This is a genomic window from Myxococcus llanfairpwllgwyngyllgogerychwyrndrobwllllantysiliogogogochensis, from assembly GCF_006636215.1.
In the GTDB taxonomy this organism is placed as follows: Bacteria; Myxococcota; Myxococcia; order Myxococcales; family Myxococcaceae; genus Myxococcus; species Myxococcus llanfairpwllgwyngyllgogerychwyrndrobwllllantysiliogogogochensis.
The window spans coordinates 1-12330 of the sequence record NZ_VIFM01000314.1; the positions used below are offsets into that span (position 1 = coordinate 1).

General features: G+C 68.6%; 10 protein-coding genes. 5 read left to right on the plus strand and 5 right to left on the minus strand.

The genetic code is table 11. The features are described 5' to 3' along the window. The 5 genes from FJV41_RS43080 to polA all read left to right on the plus strand — a co-directional run. Positions 1–270 (plus strand): A24 family peptidase (locus FJV41_RS43080; RefSeq protein ID WP_497812669.1); only part of this gene is annotated, 270 nt, incomplete at its 5' end. Between the two features lie 30 nt (positions 271–300). After that, complete coding sequence (locus tag FJV41_RS43085; protein ID WP_141648448.1) at positions 301–1749, plus strand: type II and III secretion system protein family protein; 1449 nt, start codon at positions 301–303, stop codon at positions 1747–1749. Positions 1750–1913: 164 nt separating this feature from the next. Continuing rightward, positions 1914–3704 (plus strand): TadA family conjugal transfer-associated ATPase, encoded by a 1791-nt coding sequence (locus FJV41_RS43090; RefSeq protein ID WP_141648449.1) that lies wholly within the window; start codon positions 1914–1916, stop codon positions 3702–3704. Between the two features lie 6 nt (positions 3705–3710). After that, a complete protein-coding gene (locus FJV41_RS43095) occupies positions 3711–5930 on the plus strand; it encodes an FHA domain-containing protein (RefSeq protein WP_141648450.1) in 2220 nt (739 codons plus the stop codon). Between the two features lie 45 nt (positions 5931–5975). Then, the gene (gene polA / locus FJV41_RS43100; protein WP_141648451.1) at positions 5976–8699 is read left to right on the plus strand and encodes a DNA polymerase I; all 2724 of its coding nucleotides are present in this window, start codon (positions 5976–5978) and stop codon (positions 8697–8699) included. A gap of 294 nt (positions 8700–8993) precedes the next feature. Here the strand turns inward: polA and FJV41_RS43105 are convergent, their stop codons facing one another. From FJV41_RS43105 to FJV41_RS43125, 5 genes are all read right to left on the minus strand, one after another. Further along, on the minus strand, positions 8994–9539 hold the full coding sequence (locus tag FJV41_RS43105) for a hypothetical protein (protein ID WP_141648452.1): 546 nt from the start codon (positions 9537–9539) through the stop codon (positions 8994–8996). Positions 9540–9714: 175 nt separating this feature from the next. After that, complete coding sequence (locus FJV41_RS43110) at positions 9715–10953, minus strand: peptidase MA family metallohydrolase (protein ID WP_141648453.1); 1239 nt, start codon at positions 10951–10953, stop codon at positions 9715–9717. A gap of 12 nt (positions 10954–10965) precedes the next feature. Next, positions 10966–11262 (minus strand): DUF167 domain-containing protein, encoded by a 297-nt coding sequence (locus FJV41_RS43115; RefSeq protein WP_141648454.1) that lies wholly within the window; start codon positions 11260–11262, stop codon positions 10966–10968. A gap of 3 nt (positions 11263–11265) precedes the next feature. Next, positions 11266–11793, minus strand: a complete 528-nt coding sequence (locus tag FJV41_RS43120; RefSeq protein WP_141648455.1) for a DivIVA domain-containing protein — start codon at positions 11791–11793, stop codon at positions 11266–11268. A gap of 114 nt (positions 11794–11907) precedes the next feature. Further along, positions 11908–12330 (minus strand): HEAT repeat domain-containing protein (locus FJV41_RS43125; RefSeq protein ID WP_246137778.1); only part of this gene is annotated, 423 nt, incomplete at its 5' end.

The window sequence follows — 12330 nt, forward strand, 5'->3', positions numbered from 1 at the left end:
GGAGGGGTGGGCGCCGTGCTGGGGTTCCCGGCGTCGATGGCGGCCGCCGCGTTCATCTCCCTGGTGGGTGCGGCCCAGGCGGTGGTTTCGCTCCTGTGGCAAGGGGCGGTCTGGGACACGGTGGCGGCGGCGCTGCGGCGCTGGGCGGTGCGACTGCACCTGGCGCGCTCGGGCGCGCAACCCACCGAGCGGCGTCATATCCCCTACGGGGTGGCCATCGCGCTCGGAACACTCTGGGCGCTGTGGTGGCAGCACGAAAGCTTGGGTTAGCGCAGAGACTTGGAAGAGGGGACACGCACGATGTTCACACGCTTCACGCATGCCGCCGCGCTTGGCGCACTCGTTGCCCTGGTGGCCAGTGGCTCCGCCCTGGCTCAGGATGGCACCAGCGTCAGCCTCGGGGTAGGCGCCCAGAAGGTTCTCACGATTCCAGGCCTCAGCAAGGTGGCCCTCGGTGACCCGTCCATCGCCGAGGTGAAGACGCTCGGCTCCGGTCAGCTCCTCATCACCGGTCAGGCGGAGGGCAAGACGACGCTGCTCATCTGGAAGACCACGGGGCAGCGCGTCAGCTACCTCGTGAACGTCCGCAAGCAGGACCCCAACGAGGTCATCTCCGAGATCAAGCGCCTCCTGGGCGAAATCGAAGGTGTCTCCGTCCGCATGGTGGGTGACCGCATCTACCTGGACGGTCAGGCGTACACCACGCAGGACGCGGACCGCATCGACCAGGTGGTGAGCCTCTATCCGAACGTGAAGTCGTTCGTGAAGATCGCCCCCAACGCCAAGAAGCTGGTGGCGCAGAACCTGAACGCGGCGTTCCAGAAGGCGGGCCTGAAGAACGTTCAGGCCAACGTCGTGGGCGCGACCATCTTCTTGGAGGGCTCCGTGGAGAGCCAGCAGGACCTCCAGAAGGCGGAGCTCATCACCAAGGCCATTGGCGAGAAGGTGGAGAACCTGCTCGTCGTCGGCATCAAGCGGATGATCCTCTCCGAGGTCCAGTTCGTCGAAATCCGCCGCAACAGCCGCGACCGTTACGGCATCCGCTACCCGTTGGATATCACGGGCTCGGCGACGGCCGCGGCCACGGTGACGCAGGAGCTGTTCCCGGGCACCTTCGGGCAGGGCGGCTCCAACCTGGGTCTGACGGCGGGCGCGGACTTCTCCATCGGCTTCCAGGGCAACGACGGTTACGGCCGCCTGCTCGCGCAGCCCAAGCTGGTGTGCGCCAGCGGTGAGAAGGCGGAGTTCCTGGCCGGTGGCGAGGTCCCCATCCCCCTCATCACCAACAACCAGTTCTCCATCGAGTACAAGAAGTACGGCGTCATCCTGAACCTGCGCCCCACCGCGGACCGCAACGGCAACATCCAGACGGAGATCGAGGCCGAGGCGTCTGAAATCGACACCTCCGTCGCCGTGTCCATCGGCGGCTCGTCCACGGTGCCCGGCTTCCGCACCCGCAAGGTGAAGACGAACGTCACCGTGCGCCACGGAGAGACCATCGTCCTGTCCGGCGTGTTCAGCCACGACGAGCAGAAGTCCATCTCGAAGATCCCCGGTCTGGGTCACATCCCCATCATCGGTGAGCTCTTCAAGAGCCGCGGGTTCGACTCCACCAAGCGCGAGCTGGTCATCTTCGTGACCCCACGCATCGTGAACCCGGACTCGGACAAGGTCCGCACCATCATCGAGGACGTGAAGAGCCGCTACAAGCAGGCTCGGTCCGAGGTGAACTTCAACATCTTCGACTGATGCTCGGGCGCCTCGGGGCGCCTTGGGTCGGGGCCCCTGGGGCCCCTGGACGGGCCGGTTTCCTCCCTTTTTCGGGGCGGATGCCGGCCCGTCGCCTTGCGGGCGGGCAGGTCGACTGCGGCTGGCGCTTTGAGGTGGAAGGGGTGCTTGCTAGCATCCGTCCCATGTTTTTGATCACCCTCGCGGAAAAGGGCGGCGGGACCGAGCAGCGTGAGTACCACAAGCCGGAAATCACCATCGGTCGGCTGCCCGGCAATGACATCATGCTCGCGAAGGGCAATGTCTCGAAGTACCACTCCCGCATCGTCGCCAAGGATGGCAAGTGCATCATCGTGGACATGAAGTCCACGAACGGCACCTTCGTGAACGGCAAGAAGATCGCCGCGCCACAGGTGCTGAAGCCGACGGACCAGATCTACATCGGCGACTACATCATCAACGTGGAGCCGCTGGTGGAGGAGGCGGGTCCGGCGATGACGCGCGCCGGTCAGGCCGAGGAGTCCTACGACGACGGGGGTGAGGAAGAGCCGTACGAGGAAGAGGAGCAGTACGAGGACGAGGAGCCGTACGAGGAGGAACCGCCTCCGGCTCCCGCGGCCAAGGCTCCTGTCGCCGGACGCATGCCCGCGTCCATGGCGTCCGCCCTGGCGAAGAACAAGAAGAAGGTGGACCCCCGGATGGAGCGCTACACGCGACTCCAGAAGGAGATCCACGACCGGCTCATCGAGTACCTCGACCTGCGTCGCATGGACATGGACCGGCTCGGCGACGATGAGCTGTGGCGCCGGACCGAGAAGGCCATCCGCGACATCATCGACCAGATGGAAGCGGACGGAGAGCTTCCGGAGGACGTGGACCGCGAGGAGCTGCTCACCGACGTCATCAACGAGGCGCTGGGCCTGGGGCCCCTCGAGGCGTTCCTCGCGTCGGATGAAATCAGCGAGATCATGGTGAACCACGCCAACCAGATCTACATCGAGCGCAAGGGCCAGCTGACGCTGTCGGAGAAGACCTTCTCCTCGAATCAGGCGGTGCTCGGCGTCATCGAGCGAATCGTGGCGCCCATCGGCCGCCGCATCGACGAGTCCAGCCCGCTGGTGGACGCGCGCTTGAAGGACGGCAGTCGCGTCAACGCCATCATCCCTCCGCTGGCGCTGAAGGGTCCTTGCATCACCATCCGCAAGTTCAAGAAGGACTCGCTGAAGATCTCGGACCTGGTGAAGTACAAGACGCTCACCGCGCAGATGGCCGAGTTCCTGGAGATGTGCGTCAAGGCGCGGCGCAACATCGTCATCTCCGGCGGCACGGGCTCCGGGAAGACGACGACGCTCAACATCATCAGCTCGTTCATCCCCGACAGTGAGCGCATCGTCACCGTCGAGGACGCCGCGGAGCTGCAGCTTCCCCAGGACCACTGGGTGCAGTTGGAGAGCCGCCCGCCCAACCTCGAAGGCAAGGGCGCCATCACCATCCGAGACCTGGTGAAGAACTGCCTGCGCATGCGGCCGGACCGCATCGTCGTGGGCGAGTGCCGCTCGGGCGAGACGCTGGACATGCTCCAGGCCATGAACACGGGCCACGACGGCTCGCTCACCACGCTGCACGCCAACACGCCGCGCGACGCCATCGCCCGGTTGGAGACGATGGTGCTGATGTCCGGCATGGAGCTGCCGGTGAAGGCCATCCGAGAGCAGATCGCCAGCGCGGTGCACATGATCGTGCAGCAGACGCGCTTCTCGGACGGTACGCGGAAGATCTGCTACGTCACGGAGGTGTCCGGCATGGAGGTCGACATCGTCACGCTCCAGGACATCTTCTATTACAAGCAGGACGGCTTCACGGAGGACCACAAGGTGCGTGGCCGCTTCGTGGCGTCCGGCTTCGTGCCGAAGTTCTATGACGAGCTTCAGCGCAAGGGCATCCCCGTCAACATGAGCATCTTCCGCGAGGACTGACGCGCCATGTCCACACTGGTCGTCCGTCTGCCTGATGGCACGGAAAACGAGTACGAAGTCGCCGGCGAGCTGAAGCTGGGCCGTCAGCAGGGCTGTGAGGTCCTTCTCACCGAGGGAGGGGTTTCGCGCACGCACGCGCGCGTCTTCTCCGAGGCGGGGACGGTCTTCATCGAGGATCTGGGCAGTGCCAACGGCACCTTCGTGGACGGCGAGCGCATCGCCGAGCCCACCGCGCTCACGCCTCAGTCCGAAGTCATTCTTGGCGACTACACGCTGAGCCTCAAGGCGGCGCCTGGTAGGGCCACCGGCGCGCGGCGCGCCTCCAAGCCCGCGGGCGCGGAGGCCATGCCCGTGGGCGCGGAGGGCGGCGGTGCTCGCGCCACCCGGGCCCTGCCCAGCATCAAGGCGAAGCCCGCTGGTGCCACGGGTGCGGGACCGGCGAAGCGGCCTCCCAGGCCCGCGGGCGGTCCTCCCGGCGGTGGCGGTGGGCCCCTGCTGCGGGGCACCGTGGGGCCGTGGGCGGGGAAGACCTTCCCGCTCAAGGGCAAGGTGCTCGTGGGGCGCCTTCCTCCCGCGGGCATCATCCTGGAAGACGACTCGGTCAGCCGGAAGCACGCGGAGCTGGAGTCGGTCGGCGGCGGGGTGCGGGTGCGCGACCTGGGCAGTGCCAACGGCACGCTGCTCAACGGCGACCCGCTGGGCCCGGAGCCGGTGGACCTGGAGCCCGGGGACCAGCTCCAGTTCGGCGTGGTGGAGATGACGTTCGAGACGCCCCAGGCCGACGCTCCGGCCCGCCGAGGCGCGGGCTCGGCGCCCCCGTCGCGGCGGCGTGACAGCGCGCAGGGTGGCGGCGCGGACCCGGAGGCCCGGCGCAAGAAGCTGTTCATCGCCGGAGGCGGCCTGGTGGGCGTGCTGCTGCTGGCGGCGCTGGGCAAGGCGCTGATGCCCGAGACGGCCGTGGACCCTGGAGGCCCCATGGGCACCGGGGCCGTCGTCGACCCCGCGCAGCAGGTGTCGGAGCTGCTCAGCGAGTGCCGCTCCTATGCCTCCAGCGAGCTGGGGCCCCCCAACTGGGTCAAGGCCGAGCAGATCTGCTCGCAGGTGCTGGACCTGGACCCCATCAACACCGACGCCAACACCCTCATCCGGCGCATCAAGCTGGAGAAGGACGCGTTCGAGCACTTCTCCATGGGAGAGAAGCTGCAGCAGCGCCTCAAGCCCGAGGAGGCGCTGGATTCCTTCCGCAAGATTCCGAAGGAGAGCGAGTACTTCCGCCGCGCCCGCGCCAAGGCGGCCGAGGCCGCCGAGCAGGTGACGAAGCGCGCGCTGGACGACTGCAAGCGCTACCTGCGCGACTCGCAGTGGAGCGCGGCGGTGCCTCGCTGCCAGACGTACATGGCGGTGTGGTGCCAGAACCAGCCGCGTGACGACCTGCAGCCGCCGCTCGGCTACGAGGTGAGGCTGGAAGGGCGCCTGAAGAAGAACGAGTGGCGGCCCAAGGATCCGCTCTTCGTGAAGTTCCTCATCTCGCGCATCAAGCTGGACCCCAACTCGATTCCCTGGACGTGTCCGGTGGCGGAGGTGCTCAACCGCGACAACCTGCCCACGGACCCGAAGACGGTGGTGCTCGAGGCGGTGAAGGGCCGCTACCCGAACAAGCTGATGCAGGCGGCGATGATGGACTACTGGGCCGGCCGTGGCAGCGAGGCGCTGGCCACCCTGCAGAAGCTGCGCGCCAGCTCCGAGTCCGCGCAGTTCCACGCCCAGGCGGACGAGATGCTCAAGACGATGTCCACGGTGGATCAGCTCTTCAAGGGTGGCCAGAGCTACCTGGCCGCGGATGACCCGGAGAAGGCCGCCGAGCCGCTGCGCGAGGCGCTGGAGGTGGACAAGTCGCTGATGCTGGACCTGGCGGAGCCCAAGCCGTCGTTCTATCGGCGCAGCATCCTCGCGGACATGGCGGACAAGTCGTACCAGCGCGGCAAGCACTGGGCGGACCGCGACGACAAGCGCCGTGCATGCCGGATGTGGAAGCTGGGCTTCGGCTTCTACGCGGGCAACCCGGACCTGAACAAGGCGGCGGGGTTCTGCTCCGCCACGGCGCTCTCCGCGTTCCGTCAGGCGGGAGGCTGCCCGGACATGGCGGCGGTGCTGGACTTCGCCGTCAAGGGTGACGGCGTGGAGGAGCTGGTCGTCGCGAAGAAGAAGGAGTGGAGCTGCCCCTAGCGAGCGAGTTGGACAGGGCGGGACGGGCGCGCTAGGCACGGGGGCATGGCCGACACCAGCCCCCCGCGCACCGCGCCCACCCTGGTCCTCATCGACGCGTCCGGCTTCATCTTCCGCGCCTACCACGCGATTCCGCCGCTCACGTCGAGCAAGGGCGTGCCCACCAACGCCGTGCTCGGCTTCACGCGCATGGTGCTCAAGTCCCTGCGGGACTTGAAGCCCACGCACGTGGCGCTCGCCTTCGACAAGGAGAGCCGCACCGAGCGCCAGAAGATAGACCCCAACTACAAGGCCCACCGCGAAGGCCCGCCGGAGGACCTGGTGCCGCAGTTCGCGCTCATCCGCCGCGTGGTGGAGGCGCTCAACCTGCCCATCCTGGAGTTCGCGGGCTGGGAAGCGGACGACGTCATCGGCACGCTGGCCCACAAGGCGAAGGCCGAGGGCTTCTGCGTCCAGGTCGTCACCGGGGACAAGGACTTCATCCAGATTGTCGACGAGGACGTGCGCCTCTTCGACCCGATGAAGGACGTTCATACCCGGCCCGAGGACGTGAAGGAGCGGCTGGGAATCGAGCCCCGGCAGATGCGCGACTACCTGGCGCTCATCGGCGACGCGGTGGACAACGTGGCCAAGGTGCCGGGCATCGGCCCCAAGACGGCCACGGAGCTCATCCAGCAGTTCGGTGACGTGGACACGCTCCTGTCCCGGCTGGACGAGGTGAAGAAGCCGAAGGTTCGGGAGAACCTCGCCTCGCATAGGGAGAGCCTGCTGCTCGCCCGGCGGCTGGTGACCTTCAAGACGGACCTGCCGCTCGACGTGCGCGTGGCGGAGCTGACCCGCAAGGAGGTGGACTCCGCGCGCGCGCGGGAGCTCTTCACGGAGTTGGAGTTCTACGCGCTGCTCAAGGACCTGCCGCAGCAGGGCCTGCCCGAGTCCTCCGAACCCGCGAAGGAGAAGCCCGCGCCCCTGGCCGTCACCACGACGCTGGTGGGCACCGACGCGGAGCTCCAGGCCCTGGCGGAGGCCGTGCGCGCCGCGGGCTCGGTCAGCCTGATTCCGGCCTACGAGGGCATGCCCTTCGCCTCGAAGCTGGTGGGCCTGGGCGTGGCGCTGCCGGATGCGAGCACGCGCTACGTGCCGCTGCGCCACGCGGTGCTGGGCGCGACGCAGGTTCGGCCCGAGTCCTTCACCGCCGCGTTCCGAGGCGTGTTGGAGGATCCGGCGGTGAAGAAGGGAGGGCATGACCTCAAGGCCCTCACGCTGGTGCTGGCCAACGAGGGCCTCACGCTGGCCGGCGCGCACGACGACGTGGAACTCTTGAGCTACCTGCTCAATCCCTCACGACGCGAGCACGCGCTGGCGGACCTGGCGCGCGAGCGGCTGGCCACGGAGCTGCCCGCGCTTCCCGCGGCGGCGGAAGGCAAGCGGGGCAAGAAGGACAGGGCGCTGGCGGACCACTCGCCGGAGGAGGTCGCCTCGGGCTTCGCGGTGCGCGCGGAGGCGGCGCGCAGGCTGGCCCCGGAGCTTTGGAAGGAGCTGGAGGAGGCGAAGCTCGCGCAGCTGGCGCGGGAGCTGGAGCTGCCGCTCTTGCCCATCCTCGCGCGGATGGAGCAGCGGGGCGTGAGCCTGGACACGGTGGAGCTGGCGCGCATCTCCGTGAAGGTGGACGCGGCCGTCGAAGCGCAGGTGAAGGAGGTCTACAAGCACGCGGGCCACGAGTTCAACATCGGCTCCAACCCGCAGCTGGTCCAGGTGCTCTTCACCGAGCTGAACCTGCCCATCATCAAGCGCGGCAAGACGGGCCCCTCCGCGGACCAGGAGGTGCTGGAGAAGCTGGCCGAGGACCACCCGCTGCCTGGCGCCATCATCGAGTACCGCAGCCTGTCCAAGCTCAAGAGCACGTACCTGGACACGCTGCCCACGCTGGTGGCCCCCGACGGGCGCATCCACACGACGTACCACCAGGCGGCCACCGCCACCGGCCGCCTGTCGTCCACCGACCCCAACCTCCAGAACATCCCCGTGCGCACGGAGCTGGGTCGGGAGATTCGCCGCGCCTTCGTGGCCGCCCCGGGCCATCAACTGGTCAGCGCGGACTACAGCCAGGTGGAGCTGCGCCTGTTGGCCCATATCGCGGATGACGCCGTGCTCGTGGAGGCGTTCCGCAACGACGAGGACGTCCACAGCCGCACCGCCGCCGAGGTGTTTGGCGTCGCGCCCGACCAGGTGGACCGCGAGCAGCGTAGGGTGGCGAAGATGGTGAACTTCGGCATCGCCTACGGCCTGTCACCGCACGGTCTGGCCACGCGGCTGGGCATCCCCCAGGAGACGGCGCGCGACATCATCGAGCGCTACTTCATCCGCTACGCGGGCATCCGCCGCTACCTGGAGGAGACCGTCAACACGGCGCGCAAGACGGGCTACGTGGAGACGCTCTACGGCCGCCGGCGCTACATGGCGGACCTGAACTCGAAGAACCGGGGCGTGGCCCAGGCCGCTGAGCGCGCCGCCATCAACATGCCGATTCAAGGCACTGCCGCGGACCTCATCAAGAAGGCCATGCTGGTGGTGGACGCGGAGCTGCGTGCCCAGGGCCTGCGCACGCTGATGCTCCTTCAGGTCCACGACGAACTCCTGCTGGAGGCGCCCGACGCGGAAGTGGAGCAGGTGAAGGCGCTGGTGACGCGCGGCATGGCGGGCGTGGCCACGCTGAAGGTGCCGCTCAAGGTGGATGTCGGCGCGGGGCGGAGCTGGTCGGACGCCCACTGAAAAACAACACGGGAGGAGCGCCCACCCCCGTAGGCGCTCCCCCCGCGGACCCACTCGTTTTTTCGCTACCACCCCACAAACAATGCCGACCCGTCCGACCGGCGAGTCGCGCGGACCCCCATCCACGCGTCTTGCCAGCGGCTCGCGATGCGCGCTCACCACTCCCCAGTGGGAGCACGCGACCCCACAAGGCGTGCCATGAGGTCCCCACCCCTGGCACGCTCCCTCCCGCCGGCCTCGGACCCTCCCAAGATTGGAGCGTCAAGCCGGACGGGTCGGCAAAACCGACCACCCTCAATGCATCGCGGTACGCCCATCCCTCGAGCCCGGCGGCACGTGTCTGACGCGTGAAGCCCGCTCGAAGTACTCCACCACCAGACCGCCGAAGGGCACCCGAGGCCCCTCGACTCTCGAATCCCTCAGTCGCTGAAGCAGCGCCACCGCCGAGTCCACCGCCTCATCCACGGCGCGGTTGATGCGCTCCTTCTCCCAATCCCCGCCGCCAAGCACCTCCGCGGCGTCCACCAGGCAGCGCCGCAGCGCCGAGAATTCTTCGTGCAGGGCGCGCGCGCCACGCTCCGGCGACAGGCGCAGCACCGCTTTCGTACGGCTCCAGGGGCTCGTGTCGTCCCCCTCCAGCGTCAGCCCCAGCTCCCGGACGAAGGGCTCCACCAAGCCGTCGAGCTGACTCAGCGGAGTCTGGTTGCCGTCAGTCGCTTCGTGAGCCGACATCCGCATCCGGCGCCACAGCGCCGCGATCCGGTCTGGCTGCTGGCGGAAGAACCGCGCCAGCCCGGCTGCCTTACGTCCCCGCTCAGTCATGTCCGGTGCCTTCCGCATCGCACCGGGAGCTATAGCAAGTCGGTTGCCAGCGCTTGAGACGTGGCCTCTCCAGGAAAATCAGCAGCTTGGAAAGGGCACTGCCGCGCGTGGGGAGGCGACGAAGTAAAAACTTCGGGGTTCGGCTTGTAGACCTGTCCGAAGGTCCAGACAGGGTCCGGGTGGAGGGCGCGACTCAGTGCAGCGTGGGCTTGGCGGTGCGGGCTTTCAGCTCGTCATCGCTCCCGGCCGCCTGCTCGCTCTCGTGCTCGGGTCCGACGGAGTACTCGCCTGACGTCGACTCGGCGTGAGGCGGCGACTCGGGGTGCTCCGGCTCCGGTTCCGACGCGGGGGGGCCGGGCCAGTACAGCTCCTGAAGCGGCGCGGAGGGACCCGACAGGGGCGTGCCGGCCTCGGCCGCCTGCTGCTGGGCCACCATCATCAGCCGCAGGGCGGCCTCGTCCGCGGCCTCCTGCGCCGTCATCTCCGCCAGTCGCGCGGCCTTCTGCTGGCGTCGGCGCGCGTACGCGGCCACGCACAGGATGGAGGCCGTCAACCACAGCAAGGCGGAGCTGGTGGTGAGCGGCAGCCACCCGTAGCGGGCGGCCAGCCCGTCACGCCAGCCGGACTCCTCCACGTCCAGCGAGGTGTGGAACGCCTTGCCGAACGCCGTCTCGAAGGGCTCCCCGTCGCGCACGCCGTCGATGAGCAGTCCCATCGCCTGGGGGCCGTAGCGCGTGGAGAGGTGCGCGACGAAGGCGGCGCTCTGGGCGTAGGCGATCTCCACGTCGGCGGGCAGGTCCGGCCAGTCGGAGGACAGGTCCTCGAAGTGGAAGACGCGCTCCTGCGTCACCGCGCGAAACAGGGCCGAGTAGTGGGTGAGCGAGAAGCGCTCTCCAGTGACGTTCTGCGCGACGCCCTCCTGGAACCAGCGGGGCCAGCCCCGGGCGAGCTGTCCCAAGGCCACGTGCGCCAGCTCATGTCTCAGCGTCTGCTGGCCGTCCGGCGCGTGGAGGCTGAGCGCGTCCAGCAGGATGATTTGATGCGTGGGGTAGGCCAGCGCCACGGCCCAGCCCGGAGGCCGGCCGCCGGGGAGCGCCAGCGCCTCGAACTCCTCGCGGCCCACGCCCAGGCGAATCTCCGTCACCCCAGGCCAGTCGCGCCCCAGGATGTTGCCGAAGCCGTCGCGCACCGATTCAATCTTCTCCGCCAGCTCCCTCGCCGCCACGGTGGCCGCCGCCGTGTGGAGGATGCGGAAGCGCTTCGTCGACAGCTCTCCGGCGACGATTTTGGGCCGGGAGTGGGGGACGAGCACCACGTCGTCCACCAGGGCTTCGCCCCCGTGGGGATGGGAACCGGAGCCTTCACCCAGGCCCTGGGCCCACGCCCGAGGCATGGCCAGCAGCAACAGGAGCAGGACGAGCAGGTGGCGCATGCGGGGGCCTCGCTATCCCCCAGACATAACAGCCTCGACCCGCGCCGCATCAACCCCCACCACCTGAACGCGTTTTCGGCGCGACGCGTCACCGGCGACGAGCGTGACTTGCCGCCGGGGCACACCGAGCTGCTTGCCCAGGAACTCGAGGAGGGCGGCGTTGGCTTCCCCATCCACGGGCGGAGCGGCGAGCTGGATTTTCAACAACCCGTCATGTTCCCCGACGACGCGGGTGCGCGAGGCGCGGGGCTGGATGAGCAGGGCCAGCTCCACGCCGTCCGGCAGGGACTTCAGCCAGGGCGCGGCCATGGGCTACTCGTTGCCGTTGGCCTTCTTCTGGGACAGGTAGGCCACGTTGTCCTCGACGCGGGCGTAGTCGCGGTCCGCGAAGGTGGGGGCCTTGAAGGTCTCCAGCAGCTTCTGGTGCGCGTCCAGCACCGAGCGCACCTGGGACTCGAACTGGGTGCGCTGGCGCTTGAGCTCGTTGATGTCTTCCACCACCTGCACCAGCCGCTGATGCGCGCCGTGGACGATCTTCTCCGCCTGGTGCTCGGCGTCCGCGATGATGATCTCCGCCTCCTTCTTGGCGGCGGACTGCAGGTCCTCGCTGATGCGCTGGGCGGTGACCATCGTCTCCTGGAGGGTGCGCTCGCGCTCCTGGTGCTGCTCGAGCTTGAGCTGCGTGCGCTTCAGCTCCTCCTTGAGCGCGATGTTCTCCTTCACCACTTCCTCGAACTCGCCGGCGATCAGCTCAAGGTAGGCCTCGACTTCGCGGCGGGAGAAACCTCGCAGCGCCGTTTCGAACCGCTTCTGCCGGATGTCGAGCGGGGTGATCTTCATGCGCGCGAGTCTAACGCAGGCCGATGACTTCTCCAGGATTCGGCCCTCGCGGGCGACGCCGCGCCCGGAAAGCGCTCCTCGCCTGCTCGCCTGGTGGGGCGGCGAGCGACGTGCTCAGCGCGATGCGGGCGGCGCGTTCCACTGCTCGGCGACGGCGCGCGCGGCGTTCTGCACCACCGAGGTGAGGCGCGAGTCGGTGGCCGCGTCCTGCACGGTGCGCCGGGCGGACGCGGTCCGCTGGAAGACGAGGCCGTTGAGGGCCTGAATCTTCAGTGCGTCCGGCATGCGGGGGTGGCGCACCACGTTGCCCAGGATTTCCTCGGCGCGGGGGTGCTGGAAGAGGGCCACCGCGCGCAGCACGGCCTGTTGGGTGCGGGGATTGGGGTCCCACAGGTGCGTGGCCAGCGAGTCCAGCGCGCGAGGGTCTCCCAGCAGGGCCAGGTCCTCCACGGCGATGGCGCGGACCTCCTCGGGCGCGGGGCGGGCGGCCCACAAGAGGGCGCGCAGCAGGGCGGTGTCGTCCGCCGAGGCCACGGG

Bases quoted from the DNA above. Each gene is read 5' to 3' on its own strand.
- FJV41_RS43085 (WP_141648448.1), top strand. From the start codon at position 301: ATGTTCACACGCTTCACGCATGCCGCCGCGCTTGGCGCACTCGTTGCC.
- FJV41_RS43090 (WP_141648449.1), top strand. From the start codon at position 1,914: ATGTTTTTGATCACCCTCGCGGAAAAGGGCGGCGGGACCGAGCAGCGT.
- FJV41_RS43095 (WP_141648450.1), top strand. From the start codon at position 3,711: ATGTCCACACTGGTCGTCCGTCTGCCTGATGGCACGGAAAACGAGTAC.
- polA (WP_141648451.1), top strand. From the start codon at position 5,976: ATGGCCGACACCAGCCCCCCGCGCACCGCGCCCACCCTGGTCCTCATC.
- FJV41_RS43105 (WP_141648452.1), bottom strand. From the start codon at position 9,539: ATGCGGAAGGCACCGGACATGACTGAGCGGGGACGTAAGGCAGCCGGG.
- FJV41_RS43110 (WP_141648453.1), bottom strand. From the start codon at position 10,953: ATGCGCCACCTGCTCGTCCTGCTCCTGTTGCTGCTGGCCATGCCTCGG.
- FJV41_RS43115 (WP_141648454.1), bottom strand. From the start codon at position 11,262: ATGGCCGCGCCCTGGCTGAAGTCCCTGCCGGACGGCGTGGAGCTGGCC.
- FJV41_RS43120 (WP_141648455.1), bottom strand. From the start codon at position 11,793: ATGAAGATCACCCCGCTCGACATCCGGCAGAAGCGGTTCGAAACGGCG.